This is a genomic window from uncultured Algibacter sp. (assembly GCF_905480415.1).
Classification (GTDB): Bacteria; Bacteroidota; Bacteroidia; order Flavobacteriales; family Flavobacteriaceae; genus Algibacter_B.
Window position 1 is genome coordinate 1 of the sequence record NZ_CAJQQI010000101.1, and the last position, 15,282, is coordinate 15,282.

Here is a 15,282-nt window from a genome sequence, read left to right on the forward strand (position 1 = left end):
TAATATAAATCATCAACATTTGTTTTTAAATCAATGTTAGATTTTTTGATAACCTTTTTTAGTTTTTCTTCAGATTTTATGTCCTCTCTATGAATGTTTAATGCATGCGCTACAATTTCAAAAACACTTTTCTCATATAAATATTTAGATTCATTTATTAAGGCTGAAATAACAGCTCCAGGAAATTTTAACACAGCTGGATTAAGGTATTTCGGTTCACTAATTTCTTTATGGTCTTTATCTTTAATTAACCTCAATAATAAGCGTTCTAAGATTTTAATAAAGGGTATCATAACAATCACACCGATAACATTAAATATGGTATGAAATAAAGCCAGTTTTAAGGTGTAATTTGTATTCGAAATTTCAAATACATATGATAAATTATCAACTAATCTCGCTAAAGGAAATATTAGTGAAATAGCAATAATACCTGTTGTCATATTAAAAATTAAATGAGCCCCTGCCAACCTTTTACCTGCAACATTTGAACTTAACGAACCTAGGACAGCAGTAATTGTAGTACCAATATTTGCACCAACAGCTAGAGCTAATGCATTTTCATATTCTATCTGTCCAACTGATAATGCTGTTAATATTAACGCTAAGGTTGCACTACTTGATTGAAGAATTGTTGTTATGATAATACCTAATCCAGCATATATAAACACTCCTAAAAACCCTGAAACGGCATATTGAGATAAATCAACATACTCTTTAAAAACATCAAACCCATCTTTCATATAATGAATCCCTAGAAAGAAAAAGCCTAAACCAGCCAAAATATTTCCAATACCTTTTAAAGCTGTTTTCTTTTGAAAGGAAAAAATAACTCCGAAAACCAGCATAGGCATTGCTAAAGCAGACACCTTAACTTTAAGACCAAATCCTGCCACTAACCAAGCCGTAGCTGTAGTACCAATATTAGATCCGAAAATTAATCCTATACCACCTGCTAATGTGATTAATTCTGCACTGATAAATGAAATTGTGATAACAGAAACTAAGGAACTCGATTGAATTAATGCGGTAACAAAAGCACCAGTTGTGATACTTTTATAAAGTTTATTTGTAGCTTTTTTTAATATATTTTGTAATGGCCCTTTAGTAAAAACCTTAAAACCCTCTTCTAGCATAATCATTCCAAAAAGTAGTATTGCAATACCCGCCGAAATTGTTTTAAAGTTTGGATTTAAATAAAGTAATACACCCAGAACAATTAAAACACCAAAGAAAAGAGACCTTCTAATCATATACAAATTAGTATAAATAGTTTATTAAGATAGAAAAACTCTACAAATTTAAAAATTAAATATTTTAAACTGAGAACCTATTCAACAAAAAAAGCACCTCAATTGAGGTGCTTTTTTAAAAATTTGGGGTCCTCCCTTTCGGGAGGACGACCCAATAATTATGTTATGATTTGCACATTAAATTCTATTACCCTTCACAACTGGCACATTCTTTCTTTTGCTTAAACTTCTGTGCAGCATTCATACTGTGCTGGTAATACAATGATTTAACACCTAGTTTCCAAGCAGTAACATAAAGTTTATTAATGTCTTTAACTGGCATATCTGGATGTACCATAATATTTAAAGACTGTGCTTGATCTATATGATTCTGTCTATTTGCTGCTTGATAAATAATAGTCATTTGATCAATTTCAGAATAGGTTTTAAACACATCTTTTTCATGATCAGTAAGACCTTCTATATGTTGAACAGAACCATCGTAATCACGAATACTTCTCCAAACTTCAGGTGTATTTAATCCTTTCTCTTCTAAAAGTTCTAATAAATAAGGATTCTTAATAGTTGTTTTTATTTTCGCGATATCCTTAACATAACTATTAGACCAAATTGGCTCAATACCCTGAGATACTTGTCCTAATATAAAAGCAGACGATGTTGTTGGTGCTACTGCATTTAATGTTGTGTTACGTCTTCCGTATCCTTTTAATACTTCTGGTTCACCAAATAATTTTGCTAATTCTACTGATGCCTTATTTGATTTTTCTTGAATCGTTTTAAATATTTCACTATTTAAATCAAAGGCTTCCTGACTATCAAAACCTAACATTTTAGATTGTAATAATGAGTGCCACCCTAAAGCCCCTAGTCCTAAAGCTCTATTTTCTTTTGCGAACGTATAAGCCTTTTCCATAAACATAAATGTCTGTCTATCATCACGATCTGCAGAATCTCTGTATACCTCTAATTTGGTAATAAACTCTTCTAGAACAGCATCTAAAAAGTACACCATGGTTTCAACTGCATCAGTATCTTTCCATTTATCGTAATGTAATAAGTTTATTGAAGACAGAACGCATACAAAAGACCATTTCTCGTTTGTAGGCAACATGATTTCAGAACATAAATTACTTGCGTATATTTCATGGTTTTTATCTCTATATACATCTGGAGACGTATTGTTGGCATTATCTTTAAAAAAGATATATGGATACCCTATTTCGCCTCTGCGTTGTAAAACTTTTGCCCAAATAGCTCTTTTATCGGCATCACCAGCAATCATTTCTTCCATCCACTCATTTCCAACCGTAACACCATGAGTTAACTCTTGGATTGGATTTCCTTCTGTCCCTATTTCTAGAAACTCATTAATATCTTTATGGTCAATTGGTAAGTATGGAGAAAAACGACCTCTTCTCACAGAACCCTGACTTACAACATCTACCATTTTTTCAAAGAGTTGCATAATATGAACAGCACCAGAAGATTTTCCGTTGTTTTTTACTGGAGCACCTCTATGACGCAATTTACCAAAGTAACCAGAAGTACCACCTCCTAATTTAGACATCATTCCTACTTCCGATTGTGTGTAAAGGATATCTCCCATATCATCAGAAATATGCGACCCAAAACAACTAATTGGTAAGCCACGTTTTTTGCCAAAATTAGACCATACTGGAGACGCTAATGAATAATAGCCTTCTGCCATATAACCATAAAATTTATCTGCAAAACCATCGATTTTTAAAATAGACTCTGCGTTTTCTGCAATTTCTCTAATTCTTTCTTCAGGATTAGTGCCTTCTGTAAGATAACCAGATGCTAAAAATTGACGACTGTGTTCTGTTAACCATTTTATTTCTGGTTTTGTAGTTGTCTTAGCTTCTTTTATAGCATCTTTTCTGGCTTTTAATAATTCATCGTGGCTAGAAGTTTGTGTTGTTTCTAAATTTACGTTTTGGTCAGTCTTCAAGTTTGTGTTTTCGTTCATGTTTTAAAATAGGTCGTCGCTAGTTATACTTTTTGTTCTTTTGCTATAATTCACAGAACGCTTCACGAAGAAATCTCCATGTTTTGTCCCTATTATTTCATCGTCAAACCATTCGGTTTTAGCTAATAATGTTTCGTTTACATCGAATACTTTTTCAATACCAATGCTTTCTAACGAATTATTGAATCTATTTTTTATAAACTCATTAATAACATCTTTTGGTAAAAATTCTAATTCGCCAGCTTCAAAAATCCAATCAACAAGTTTACTTTCAGATATAAACGCTTCCTTACATAATTCTCTTACAATGGCACTGTGTTCTTCACCAAACCACGTTGGGTTTTCATCTTTTATAATTCTAATAATATCAATTCCAAAATCACCATGAATTTGCTCTTCTTTCGAAGTTGCTTCAACAACATTAGAAACACCTTTAAGCATATTTTTGTGCTTATTGAAAGCCATAATTATTAAAAATTGCGAGAATAAAGACACGTGTTCTATAAAAAGAGAAAACAATAAAATAGATTCTGCATACTCTTGGTTATCCTCACTTTTTGCGTTTTTTAAAGCGGTTTCTAAATAATGAACACGTCTCATTATTACTGGCTTCTTCTTTAGGTGCTTAAACTCATTATTAAGACCTAAAATTTCTAATAAATGTGAATAGGCATCGTGATGGCGCACTTCACTTTCTGCGAACGTTGCTCCAACCGATCCTATTTCCGGTTTTGGCATTTTGTTATATATCTCGCCCCAAAATGATTTTACTGCAACTTCAATTTGCGAAATGGCAAGCATTGTATTTTTAATAGCATTTTGCTCTACAATAGTCAGTCTTGTTTTAAAATCCTGAATATCACTTGTGAAATTAAATTCAGAATGAATCCAATATGAATGTCTTATAGCATCTACATACTCATTAAGCTCAGGATACTCATAAGGTTTTAAGTTAATGCGCTTTTCAAAAATATTTGTTTTTCTACTTCTAGCTTGTTCATCTCTGTATAATATATAGGCTTTTGCTACCCTAGGAAAAGAGCTTACCATTAATGTCTCTTCTACAAGATCTTGCACTTCTTCTACGGTAGGCAAATAGTTATGGTCTTTTGCTTTTCTCTCTAATAATGCTTGTAAAACATTAACAGAGATTGTATTTGCATCTTCTTTCTTACCATTTCCAACAGAAAGCATTGCTTTCTCAATAGCATTAGAAATTTTATTTAAAACAAAAGGGCTTGTTTCATAATCTCTTTTTATTATTTGGGTAATCTCCATAAAAAAAATTTAATTTAAAAGGATTAATTAGTCAATAGAATATTAATGGATTTTCGAAATTTATACAGCAATTTAAATACTAACCTCTCGCTTTGATACCCCTTTCCAAACATTATTCTGTTTCATAGAAAAAATAATAAAATGATTTTTATTTTCTTGAAGGGCGGGTTCAATTGCTTGATACATAGGGATTTGATGGATTTAAAAAAAATTAACTAAAATTTACTTCAATTTCAGCAACACAAAGATTGTAAAATGATTGATACATTATAAAAAAAATTTGAAACGTTTTCAACAAGTTTTTAACAAACAAAGAAAAGACATGAAACTCAGAAGTTTACAAAAAAAAACACTTAAATGTATGATTATCAGTTCTTTAATAAAATAAAAAATTCAAATTGTTTACAAAAAAAAATCAAGTTATTAAAGCATAAACCCTTTGTTTACAAGGCTTTTTGCTAGGTTTTTTACTAGGTTTTTTAATAATTTATGAGGTGTTAAAAAGTTTCTGCGACCTTTTCTAATTCAGTGTACCAATCTTCACCAAATTTTCTTATTAACGCTTCTTTTACAAATTTGTAGATAGGAATTTGTAATTCTTTACCTAATGCACAAGCATCATCACAAATTTCCCATTTGTGATAGTTTACTGCCGAAAACTCACTGTAATCTTGAACACGTATTGGATATAGATGGCAGGAAACAGGTTTTTTCCAAGAAATTTCTCCTTGATTATAAGCTTCTTCAATGCCGCAGAGTGCTACTTTTTTTTCATCAAAAATAACATAAGCACAATCAGCACCGTTAATTAATGGTGTTTCTAATTCGCCATCTTCTGTAGTAATATATGACCCTTGAGATTCTATAACGTCAATACCTTCTTTTCGTAAAAAAGGTTTCACTTTTGGATAAATATCTTTTAGTATTTCTGCTTCATCAGCTTCAAGAGGAGCACCTGCATCACCATCAACACAACACGCGCCTTTGCATGCTGATAGGTTACACATAAAATCTTTTTTTATAATGTCCTCAGAGACAATAGTTTTTCCTAATTGAAACATAAAATTATTTATCTTGTAGCGAGCAAAAATAGTTAATATGGAATTGAATTTAATTAATATAATAATCTACTTTTGCCGAAAATTTAGAATTTTATAAAAACCGAGATCATGCAGTTTAATTTTAAAGAGATATTCACAGCATTTATGATATTGTTTGCGGTGATTGATATTGTTGGGAACATCCCTATTGTAATTGATTTAAGAAAAAAAGCGGGACATATTCAAAGTGAAAAAGCGTCAATTATTGCTGGGATAATTTTAATTGTATTTCTTTTTTTAGGTAAAAGTATTTTAAACTTAATTGGTATTGATGTCAACTCATTTGCTGTTGCTGGTGCTTTTATTTTATTTTTTATTGCTTTAGAAATGATTTTAGGCATTACGCTTTACAAACAAGAAGAGCATGACTCCATGACTACTGCTGTTTTTCCGTTGGCGTTTCCATTGATTGCTGGCCCTGGTAGTTTAACTACGTTACTTTCGCTAAGAGCTGAATTTAGAATTGAAAATATCATTATCGCCGTTATAATGAATGTTATTATTATTTATATAGTGCTTAAAACTTCGGCTAAAATTGAACGCATTATTGGACAAAATGGTATTAATATCGTTAGAAAAGTATTCGGAGTTGTTTTATTGGCGATCGCGGTAAAATTATTTGCGCACAACATAAAAGCGTTGTTTGAAGTTGTTTAAATCCCAGAATGATCATTTGGCAAACTAATTAAACCAGTAAATAGTGTCTATTCGTAAACAAGCACTATTTTAAAATTTTAAATAAATGAAAATTTTTACCATATTACTTAGTATGATTGCCTTAGGTTTAATCATCTATAATTTTACCAAAGTTAATTTTGATGGGCCTTTTGAAGGTGATAGTATTATTGCTGTTATCACTATTGTTGCATCACTTTGTGTTATCATAATGATGGCTATTTTAAGAACTTCAAAACGTATAGAACAAAAAATAAAAGAGCGCAAATAAAAATTTACTATAACCGTAAATTTGTATTTTTGCCTCACCCAGAACTGCTAGAAAAGTCAGTTCTGACCTCTCCTAAGGAGAGGTAAATAGGAAACCCGACTAAAGTCGGAGAATCATTATTTTAATGTATGATGCTTTAATTATTGGTGGTGGCGCAGCAGGCATGTCGTGTGCATTAGTTTTAGGCTCTGCTAAACCAAAAGCCTTTGCTGCAAACAAAACTATTGGCATTATTACGCATCAAAAAACCTCGCATTTACAAAACGCTTTATTTAATAATGTTTTAGGAATAGAACATGGAACAACAGGAGCATCTATTTTAGAAAACGGAAAAAAACAACTTTCAACGTTGTATCCTCATGTTGAGCAAATTGAAAATGAAAAAGTTTGTGACATATCTAAATCAAGTGACGGTTTTAAAATTACAACTAACAAAAACACCTATACGTCTAAAATCGTTGTTATAGCAGTTGGTTACACCAATTTGATGACTATTAAAGGTTTAGAGCAATATATTGAACCTCACCCAAGAGCCGCTATTGAAAAAGACCGCATTTGGTTAAAAAACATCGATCATTTAATTGAAGACAACTTATATGTTGCTGGCACTTTAGCTGGGTGGCGTAGCCAATTTGCCATCGCTTCTGGAAGTGGTGCGCACGTGGCGACTGATATTTTAACGCTTTGGAATGGTGGCAAGGATGTTAAGGTGCATGATAAGATTGAAAGTATTTAGACTAAAAAGCCACATCTTATCTCTAAAATGTGGCTTCTCTTATTTGTTTTTTTTACTCTTACTTCCACTAGTTATAAACTTGCGGTAGCGGGGTTAGTTATTTTACCAAACTTCTCCTTCTATCGTTTTTTCAATAACCCACTTTCCTTCATTTTTTTCTTTCTTTAGATATAAATCATAACCCTGACCCCAAAGAGCACTTCTACTAACTCCAACTGACACTTTAGCATAGTCTAAATTTGAGCTCAATGATATATTAGAAAAGTAATATAATAAATCATACTCTTTCCAATCTTTAGATTTTTTCAAAATGATGGTATCACCAAAAATGATATTGTGCTGACTCATTTTATTAATTAAATTTATATTTACTTTATTTTTAAGTCGCACATCCAAAAGGCGTTCGGTCTTATTGTTTTTTTGAGATTGGGATAATTCATTAACATTCAACAACAAACTATTAACTATAGGGTATATCGCTACGGTTAAATTAACAGATTTTAACGAATCAATAGTTTTTTTATCGATAACATTTACTATAGAATCTCCTAAAAATATAGGTGGTGGAGGTAACGGAAAACTTTTTTTATTAATAATAACTGAAATTATTTCTTCAATATTCTCTTTTTCTAAATGATTTACATTTTTACTACAAGACAATATAATAAAAGCGAAAGCTAAAATGTAAAAAAAATTCTTTATTAATTGCATATTTCAGATTGAAATTCAGAAACGTATTTAGCTAAGTCATTGTATTCCAAAATTCATCGATAATAATCCAATCATCAATCGTTTTTTTGAGTAAAATTACACCACTACCACCTAATTCATATATCTTATTTCCATAAGAATACATAATTATAGCATAGTTTTCTTTTTCACAAAAAATAGGTATTGAGAAATTATAAACAATTGCTTCTCTGTATATTGAGTTTGTATTAGATTTATCTGTTCCTCTATTAACATTTAAAGGTTTATTTAATTGATTTTTTAGTTTATTTACTTCAGTTTCATTAAAAACAACATTTAAAATAGAATCTTCTAGCGTATTTCTTAAATCCCCAAACTCTGGGTATTGTCCATTTTCGAAATTAATATTTTCCTCTAATAACTTTAACAAATTAGAATTTAACAATCCTATTTGTGAGTAGTTATACTTTTTTATTTTTTTTGATTTAATTACTTTTTCAATGAGTAATTTATCATTTAACGTTAAATCATTATTTCTCTTAAATGTTGTTTTACAACTTAAAAATAGTAATATAAATATTGATAAAAATATTATTCGCATGGCTCTCCTTTTGGGTTTATACTTCCTTGATTACTGTTTGTCACTTCAGCCGCTATAGTCTTTAATATTCTTGTTCTATCCCAGAAGCTTCTTGAAGCGGTGCGTATGCAGCTACTGATACTTTAGCACTTTGTAATGGTGGCAAGTATACTTAAGTTCACGATAAAATTTTGGAGTAACTATTTCCCATCACTCAATTTAATAACCTCATCAATCATGATGTCGTTTTGGTTATAAACCTCTTCAAAAGCGCCGGCTCCAAAAAGTTGGTCGGCAAGTGTGGCTTTAATGTATTGTTTTACTTCTTCGTGGTAGGCTACAAAAGTAACTTTAGATTCTGTTCTTAGATTTAAGTAATCTTGAAAAGCAAATACGAGATCACTGCCTACTTCAAAGGAATCTATAAAAACTTGTCTTGAAGCGTTATCATGGAGATGACGATCTTTTTCTAATTCTTCAAACACAAAATTTCCAAAAAATCCACGACGTAGTAAAAAAGAAAGTGTTTCGTTTTGCATACTATTATCTATAGGCACAAAAACATCGGGAATAATACCACCACCACCATAAACCACTTTTCCTTCCGGGGTTGTGAATTTTAAAGAATCATCTACTTTAATTTTTTCAGGATCAAGAAGCTCACCACTATCCAACCTATCAAAATACTCGTCGTAATAATCTCTATTCCCATTGGTATATGGACGCTGAATTGAGCGACCCGTTGGTGTGTAATAACGAGACACTGTTAAACGCACTGCACTACCATCGCCTAAATCCATTTCGCGCTGTACAAGCCCTTTTCCGTAGGAGCGTCGGCCTACAATAGTCCCTTTATCATTGTCTTGTAATGCGCCTGCTACAATTTCACTTGCCGAAGCAGAGTTTTCATCAATTAGTACATAAACTTTGCCATCTTCAAAATCGCCTTTAATTGTCGCATAACTTTTCTCGATATCACCTCTCTTGTTTTTTGTAAACAAAATAAGTTTATCATCTTCAAGAAATTCATCTACTATTTGTTCTGCAACACCTAAAAAACCACCCGGATTATCGCGTAAATCCAAAGCTATTTCAGTGGCACCTAAAATCTCCAATTTTTCAATGCCAGATTTAAATTCTTTATATGTAGATTCGGCAAAACGGTTCACTTTTATATATCCTAATTTTTCAGTCAGCATATAAGCCGCATCCACACTTTTAATAGGAATTTTTCCGCGTTTTACTGTAAAGTTTAAAAGTTTTGGTTCACCTCTTCGATATACTTTAAGCTTCACTTTAGAATTTATCGCGCCTTTTAGTTTTTTAATAATCTCACCATCTTTTAGGTGAGTACCAAATAACGAATCGCTATTAGCCATAATAATTCTATCACCACCTTTAATCCCAGCTTTGGCACTTGGTCCGTTTTCAATAGCACGAATAACAGCAATGGTATCTTTATAGGTATAAAAACTCACACCAATACCTACAAAATCACCTTTCATTTCTTCAGTAACACGCGCCATATCTGCTTTAGGAATGTACACAGAATGCGGATCTAGATTATCTAGAATACCGTTTACAGTAACATCAACAATACTATCGGTGTTCACATCATCTACATAGTCGTATTCTATATAATCTATGAGTCTGTTAAGTTTATCTTTTTTGCTATTGGTAGAAAATAACCGGTCTGGCGAGTCTGTAAAATCTAACTTCCCACCAATAAAAATACCCGCTGCTATGGCAACGCCCAATACTAATGGCCAATATTTTTTTTGATTCGACATTATGCTTTTAAATCTTTAACTTGTTCAAGTTCTATTCCTGCTCTTTCTAAAAATTTTAATCCAGAATTATCCTTATAAGCTATGTTATAAACCACCTTAACCACACCTGCTTGGTGTATTAATTTACTGCATTCTTTACAAGGCGACATGGTTATGTATAGCGTTGCACCTTTACACGATTGTGTTGATGCTGCTACTTTTAAAATGGCATTAGCCTCGGCATGTAACACATACCACTTGGTATAACCTTCATCATCTTCACAAAAATTTTCGAAACCAGATGGGGTACCATTGTATCCATCAGAAATTATCATTCTATCCTTCACGATAATGGCACCAACTTGCCTGCGTTCACAGTAAGACAGTTTTCCCCACTCCTGCGCAATTCTTAAATATGCTTTATCGTACTTAAGCTGTTTATTTTCTGGCATTAATTTTTTTATTTATTTGGGCGTTACCCTCATTTAAAGCTTCAATTAAATCTTTAAACTTTACAACAATTCGGGTCAGGCTTTCCGTTTCAATCTTTTGCTAAAAAGCAAAAGGATTTCCTCTACAATCCTTAACGCTAGTCCATCTAACGAATATAGTTAGTTAGTATTTTAATTACAACGCAAGTTCGTTAAAGTTTTACGAAAGTTTGTTGTAGAAACGGTTTTGCGTTAGGGATAGCAGTGGAAGGCCCACAGCGAGCTCCGATAATTATCGGACAAAGCGAGAACTTGCAACGCATAGCCCGACCCTTGGATAACGCCCTAATAAAATTTTAAGCTAAGAAGTCGCTATTTAAAATCATAGGAATAACTAAACCAACTACTATGGCCGAAATTACCATAATCCAATCGCGTTTAGTTAACCTGAAGATAGTTTGTACGATATAGCCTAAAAATAGCACCACAAATACAATGATAACTTGTGCTAATTCAATTCCTAAAGCAAACTCTAGTAATAACACCAGTTTATTATCGGTATCGCCCAATAGCATTTTAAATTCGCGTGCAAAACCTAAACCGTGCACCAATCCAAAAAACAGTGTAGATAAAAATAACACACCCACCTTTTCGCGTTGTGCACCTTTACCAGATGTAAACACATTAAAAAGGGCAACAACTAAAATGGTAATAGGTATAAGAAATTCAACCATGGTAACATTTACAGTTACTACACTGTAAGCTGCCAAAACCAAAGATAAAGTATGCCCTAAAGTAAACATAGAAACTAGTAGAAATACACGTTTCCAATCTTTAAAAACATAAGGAATCGATAAGACAATAAGAAATAAAACATGGTCGTAGGCATTAATATCAAGTACATGATTGATACCATACTCAACATTAAACCAAAAATTTTCAAGCATACTAATTAAGATTTAGGGTTAATACCAATTTAGCTTTAAAATATTACTTATTGGGACGCTTTTGAAATAGTATTATATTTTTTACCTAGCTGAAAAAGCATTTCTTCAGTAATATCTTCTAATGAAAACGCATGTTTCCATTTCCAGTCTTCTCTCGCGTAAGAATCATTAATACTCTTAGGCCAAGTACTCGCAATATCTTGTCTGTAATCTGGTGCATAAGTAATTTTAAACTCGGGGATATGCTTTTTTATAGATGCCGCTACTTCTTGAGGCGTAAAACTTATAGCCGCTAAATTATAAGACGACCTGATTTTTACGTTTTTAGATTTAGCCGTCATAATATCTACGGTAGCTTTTATGGCATCGTCCATAAACATCATTGGCAGTTCTGTGTCTTCTTTTAAAAAACATTTATAAGATTTAGCCTTGATAGCTTCATGATATATTTCAACTGCATAATCCGTGGTGCCTCCACCCGGTGGTGTTTTCCAACTTATAATGCCTGGATAACGAATACTTCTTACATCTATATTATACTTTTTATGATAATACTCACACCAACGCTCACCCACTTGTTTGGTAATACCATAAACGGTTGAAGGTTCCATGATAGTATATTGTGGAGTATATTCTGTTGGTGTTGTAGACCCATAAACCGCAATACTTGACGGCCAAAACACTCTTTTTATAAATTTATCTCGCGCTAAATTCAATACATTAAATAAAGATGTCATGTTTAAATCCCAAGCTTTCATTGGGTACTTTTCGCCCGTAGCACTTAACATGGCAGCCATTAAATAAACGGTATCTATTTGATGCTTTTCAACACAGGTTTTTATACTAGCATAGTCTTGAGCATCCGCAATCTCAAAAATACCGGTATTAACAATATCTAAATTGTTATAACTAATATCGCTAGCAACTACATTCTCATCGCCATATAAACTTCGAAGCTTATATGTTAATTCTGAACCAATTTGCCCGCAAGCGCCAATGATTAATATTTTAGAGCTCATTAATTTACTTTGTTATAAGAATAGTTCAAAAATAATAAGATTTTATTGATAAAAATGTATTTTTAAAATGAAATATTCTCGATTTGATTTTTCTTTAGTCAATTAAAAAATAAAGGATTACCATATATTTGTAGTGTATCATTTTAAATGAAGCACAATGCGCATTAAAACCCTAGTAATTTTAAGTTTTCTAGTTTTATTTTCAGCTTGTAAAAAAAGTCAAGAAGGTTCAACAGTAGATCAGATTGAACAAAATAAAAGTCAAGAAATAACGGAGCAAGACGTTGCTAAACTAAAATATATTGAATATGCTTTAGATTCAAAAACTAAAGGTATTATTCAAGACTGGGTTGAATATTCGCAAATTAAAGAGGTAGTAGGCGATATTAAAAAAGGCGATTTAACTTTTTTTAATGATAACGAAGAAGCCATAAAGTTACTTTTAAAAGACCTGAAACAGAATACCCCCGAAGCCCTCAATTCATCTTCAATAGTTGCTAGAATGCTAGTTTTAGAAACCAAACTCCTTATCCTTGAAAGTTTAGCAAACTTATCTACAACTACTAAAGAAGAACTTCTGGAGACTATAAAGGAGTTTTTTGTGTCTTTTTACACTCTAAGTTTTCAAATGAACAAAAAAGTAGAATTTGACAATCGGTCTATTGAAAAACCATAATATATTAATTGTACAAAAAATAAAAAAAGCGGTTCTAAATAACAATAGAACCGCTTTTGTATTTAATATGTCCCGTCCTAAAATAGCAACACAGAATATTTAGGACTTGCCAATATATTTACCTAATTAATTTTTAGGTTGAGCTGCTTGCAGTAACGCTTGCTTTTGCCTTAATAATTCGTTTTTAGTAATGTTAATCAAACTAAAATTAGGCGCTTCTTTTAAAGCTGCATCTAAAATATCAACAGCAGCATCAATATTAACCTTTTTGTCCTTACTATAATTAGATATAGCATTTAAATACATAAAACCAGATTTTAAAGGCACCTCATAAGGTGTTTGAGTTTCGTAATAAGCCTTTTTCATATCTGGTTTAGAGTTTGCTAAACCAAAAGCAATATACTTATCTGCGTCTGCTAATTTCTGAGTTTGCATATAAAGTTCTGCTAACTCATAAGCTACTAATGGATTTTGCCCTCTTTTAAACATTTCTTCAAAATGCCCTATAGCTAATTCTGGTTGTTTAACAGCTTTTAAAGACACCGCTTTAATCTCTACTGCAATATCAGAATCTGTAGTGTTCTGCTTTATACCAATGGTATTTAACGCTTGCATATATTGGTTTTCACTCATATACATATAGGCTAAAGTATCTTTTCTTGCCTGCGATGGCGACAATACATTTAAATGTGTCATGGCGTTAATAATACCTTGTGTATCACCTTGAGCTTTCATTTGCACGTAATAAGCCTCGTAATGTTTTAATAATTCTGAGTTAGTTTGTGCACCCACCATAACACTAACCGTCAATAAAACCAATCCAAATATTTTTTTCATTTTAATCTAATTTAATTTAAGTGGCTAAAACTATAAAAAAATAACATTTTAAACTCTTAAAAGAATGCTAATTATTTATAACAGCTATTAAGTAAATTAGCTTTTATCCGGTTTTATAAAAATAAAACACTTTGCTTTTTGCCCTTGGATACAATGATTTTTAGGAATTCTGAAAAAAAATGAATATATTTAAGTTAACTAAAAACTAAATAGTATTATGGGAATAAAGAGTTTTCAAGGAGCAAGAAGGCATCAGTCAGTAACTTCTGATACGACCTCGCTAACAGTGAGTGATTACATGACCACTGATTTGATAACATTTACTCCCGACCAATCTATTGAAGTTGTCATGCAATCTTTGATTAAACACAGAATCTCTGGTGGACCAGTTGTAAATGAAAAAAATGAGCTTATCGGAATTATTTCTGAAGGTGATTGCATAAAACAAATAAGCGAAAGTAGATATTACAACATGCCAATGCAAGATCAAACTATTAAGAAGCACATGGCAAGTAATGTTGAAACCATTGATGGTAATATGAATATTTTTGATGCCGCTACGAAGTTCCTAGAGGCGAAACGCCGAAGATTCCCTATTGTTGAAAATGGTAAATTGGTAGGACAAATAAGCCAAAAAGATGTGCTTAAAGCCGCAATGCAATTAAAAGGACAAAATTGGAAGTAGATTAAAGTTTATTTTCTACCCGTAACAAAGCTTTTGGTTCATCTGTAACCAGAAGCTTTTCTTTTTTTGTGCCTGTTAGGGTTAGTATTTTGGAGTAAGAGTAACCCTCAATAGGTTCATTTATTATTTTCCATTGCGCTAATCCTTTAACAGTAATAGGTTCATTTAATTCAATAACCCCTTCAGAATATCTCACAGTTTTATTTATCCCTAAAAATGCTGTACTCTTTTTGTTATGAAGTTTTAAATAACGTTCTAATTTTTCTGTAGCGTCATTTCTAAATCCTGATTTCTCTTTATAATCTTTCACTAAAAAAAAACGCTTCATGCTTTTTTGAAGTGACG

At 31.9% G+C, this 15,282-nt stretch carries 16 protein-coding genes and 1 pseudogene; 5 read left to right on the plus strand and 12 right to left on the minus strand.

The features are described from left to right. From QZ260_RS07070 to QZ260_RS07085, 4 genes are all read right to left on the minus strand, one after another. Nucleotides 1–1,253, minus strand: a 1,253-nt coding sequence (locus QZ260_RS07070) for a Na/Pi symporter (RefSeq protein WP_295984466.1), incomplete at its 3' end; no start/stop codon positions are given. A gap of 187 nt (nt 1,254–1,440) precedes the next feature. Next, nucleotides 1,441–3,243: a ribonucleoside-diphosphate reductase subunit alpha gene (locus QZ260_RS07075; protein WP_295984468.1), complete on the minus strand. Its 1,803-nt coding sequence runs from the start codon at nt 3,241–3,243 to the stop codon at nt 1,441–1,443. A 3-nt stretch (nt 3,244–3,246) separates the two neighbouring features. Beyond that, nucleotides 3,247–4,521, minus strand: coding sequence for a ribonucleotide-diphosphate reductase subunit beta (locus QZ260_RS07080; protein WP_295984470.1), 1,275 nt, complete (start codon nt 4,519–4,521; stop codon nt 3,247–3,249). A gap of 497 nt (nt 4,522–5,018) precedes the next feature. Continuing rightward, nucleotides 5,019–5,582, minus strand: coding sequence for a DUF3109 family protein (locus tag QZ260_RS07085; RefSeq protein ID WP_295984472.1), 564 nt, complete (start codon nt 5,580–5,582; stop codon nt 5,019–5,021). Nucleotides 5,583–5,690: 108 nt separating this feature from the next. On the opposite strand from QZ260_RS07085, the gene QZ260_RS07090 reads away from it, so the two are divergent. The 3 genes from QZ260_RS07090 (at nt 5,691) to QZ260_RS07100 (ending at nt 7,303) form a co-directional block, all read left to right on the plus strand. Next, on the plus strand, nt 5,691–6,278 hold the full coding sequence (locus QZ260_RS07090) for a MarC family protein (RefSeq protein ID WP_295984474.1): 588 nt from the start codon (nt 5,691–5,693) through the stop codon (nt 6,276–6,278). Between the two features lie 85 nt (nt 6,279–6,363). Beyond that, the gene (locus QZ260_RS07095) at nt 6,364–6,567 is read left to right on the plus strand and encodes a hypothetical protein (protein WP_295984476.1); all 204 of its coding nucleotides are present in this window, start codon (nt 6,364–6,366) and stop codon (nt 6,565–6,567) included. 124 nt (nt 6,568–6,691) lie between these two features. Continuing rightward, entirely contained in the window at nt 6,692–7,303 is a 612-nt protein-coding gene (locus tag QZ260_RS07100; RefSeq protein ID WP_295984480.1) for an FAD-dependent oxidoreductase, read from the plus strand. Nucleotides 7,304–7,405: 102 nt separating this feature from the next. On the opposite strand, the gene QZ260_RS07105 is transcribed toward QZ260_RS07100, so the two are convergent. The 6 genes from QZ260_RS07105 to QZ260_RS07130 all read right to left on the minus strand — a co-directional run bounded on the left by QZ260_RS07105 (nt 7,406) and on the right by QZ260_RS07130 (nt 12,739). Further along, a complete protein-coding gene (locus QZ260_RS07105; protein ID WP_295984483.1) occupies nt 7,406–8,014 on the minus strand; it encodes a hypothetical protein in 609 nt (202 codons plus the stop codon). A gap of 31 nt (nt 8,015–8,045) precedes the next feature. Next, nucleotides 8,046–8,594: a hypothetical protein gene (locus QZ260_RS07110; RefSeq protein ID WP_295984485.1), complete on the minus strand. Its 549-nt coding sequence runs from the start codon at nt 8,592–8,594 to the stop codon at nt 8,046–8,048. Between the two features lie 179 nt (nt 8,595–8,773). Further along, nucleotides 8,774–10,363, minus strand: a complete 1,590-nt coding sequence (locus QZ260_RS07115) for a S41 family peptidase (RefSeq protein WP_295984486.1) — start codon at nt 10,361–10,363, stop codon at nt 8,774–8,776. Continuing rightward, nucleotides 10,363–10,794: a dCMP deaminase family protein gene (locus QZ260_RS07120; RefSeq protein WP_295984488.1), complete on the minus strand. Its 432-nt coding sequence runs from the start codon at nt 10,792–10,794 to the stop codon at nt 10,363–10,365. Before QZ260_RS07120 ends, QZ260_RS07115 begins: the two co-directional genes overlap by 1 nt. A 335-nt stretch (nt 10,795–11,129) precedes the next feature. Further along, nucleotides 11,130–11,720, minus strand: a complete 591-nt coding sequence (locus QZ260_RS07125) for a HupE/UreJ family protein (protein ID WP_295984489.1) — start codon at nt 11,718–11,720, stop codon at nt 11,130–11,132. Nucleotides 11,721–11,767: 47 nt separating this feature from the next. Beyond that, complete coding sequence (locus QZ260_RS07130; RefSeq protein ID WP_295984491.1) at nt 11,768–12,739, minus strand: NAD-dependent epimerase/dehydratase family protein; 972 nt, start codon at nt 12,737–12,739, stop codon at nt 11,768–11,770. Nucleotides 12,740–12,896: 157 nt separating this feature from the next. Between QZ260_RS07130 and QZ260_RS07135 the strand changes: the two genes are divergently transcribed. Beyond that, on the plus strand, nt 12,897–13,415 hold the full coding sequence (locus QZ260_RS07135; RefSeq protein ID WP_295984492.1) for a hypothetical protein: 519 nt from the start codon (nt 12,897–12,899) through the stop codon (nt 13,413–13,415). 126 nt (nt 13,416–13,541) lie between these two features. Here QZ260_RS07135 and QZ260_RS07140 read toward each other — a convergent pair whose 3' ends face one another. Beyond that, complete coding sequence (locus tag QZ260_RS07140) at nt 13,542–14,252, minus strand: hypothetical protein (RefSeq protein ID WP_295984494.1); 711 nt, start codon at nt 14,250–14,252, stop codon at nt 13,542–13,544. A gap of 217 nt (nt 14,253–14,469) precedes the next feature. Between QZ260_RS07140 and QZ260_RS07145 the strand changes: the two genes are divergently transcribed. Next, nucleotides 14,470–14,937 carry a CBS domain-containing protein gene (locus tag QZ260_RS07145; protein ID WP_295984495.1) on the plus strand — a complete coding sequence of 156 codons (468 nt, stop codon included), beginning with the start codon at nt 14,470–14,472 and terminating at the stop codon, nt 14,935–14,937. Nucleotide 14,938: 1 nt separating this feature from the next. On the opposite strand, the pseudogene QZ260_RS07150 reads toward QZ260_RS07145, so the two are convergent. Continuing rightward, nucleotides 14,939–15,282, minus strand: a pseudogene (locus tag QZ260_RS07150) (hypothetical protein); the annotation flags it as partial.

Coding starts and splice junctions, on each gene's coding strand:
- QZ260_RS07075 (WP_295984468.1), bottom strand. CDS start 3,243: ATGAACGAAAACACAAACTTGAAGACTGACCAAAACGTAAATTTAGAA.
- QZ260_RS07080 (WP_295984470.1), bottom strand. CDS start 4,521: ATGGAGATTACCCAAATAATAAAAAGAGATTATGAAACAAGCCCTTTT.
- QZ260_RS07085 (WP_295984472.1), bottom strand. CDS start 5,582: ATGTTTCAATTAGGAAAAACTATTGTCTCTGAGGACATTATAAAAAAA.
- QZ260_RS07090 (WP_295984474.1), top strand. CDS start 5,691: ATGCAGTTTAATTTTAAAGAGATATTCACAGCATTTATGATATTGTTT.
- QZ260_RS07095 (WP_295984476.1), top strand. CDS start 6,364: ATGAAAATTTTTACCATATTACTTAGTATGATTGCCTTAGGTTTAATC.
- QZ260_RS07100 (WP_295984480.1), top strand. CDS start 6,692: ATGTATGATGCTTTAATTATTGGTGGTGGCGCAGCAGGCATGTCGTGT.
- QZ260_RS07105 (WP_295984483.1), bottom strand. CDS start 8,014: ATGCAATTAATAAAGAATTTTTTTTACATTTTAGCTTTCGCTTTTATT.
- QZ260_RS07110 (WP_295984485.1), bottom strand. CDS start 8,594: ATGCGAATAATATTTTTATCAATATTTATATTACTATTTTTAAGTTGT.
- QZ260_RS07115 (WP_295984486.1), bottom strand. CDS start 10,363: ATGTCGAATCAAAAAAAATATTGGCCATTAGTATTGGGCGTTGCCATA.
- QZ260_RS07120 (WP_295984488.1), bottom strand. CDS start 10,794: ATGCCAGAAAATAAACAGCTTAAGTACGATAAAGCATATTTAAGAATT.
- QZ260_RS07125 (WP_295984489.1), bottom strand. CDS start 11,720: ATGCTTGAAAATTTTTGGTTTAATGTTGAGTATGGTATCAATCATGTA.
- QZ260_RS07130 (WP_295984491.1), bottom strand. CDS start 12,739: ATGAGCTCTAAAATATTAATCATTGGCGCTTGCGGGCAAATTGGTTCA.
- QZ260_RS07135 (WP_295984492.1), top strand. CDS start 12,897: ATGCGCATTAAAACCCTAGTAATTTTAAGTTTTCTAGTTTTATTTTCA.
- QZ260_RS07140 (WP_295984494.1), bottom strand. CDS start 14,252: ATGAAAAAAATATTTGGATTGGTTTTATTGACGGTTAGTGTTATGGTG.
- QZ260_RS07145 (WP_295984495.1), top strand. CDS start 14,470: ATGGGAATAAAGAGTTTTCAAGGAGCAAGAAGGCATCAGTCAGTAACT.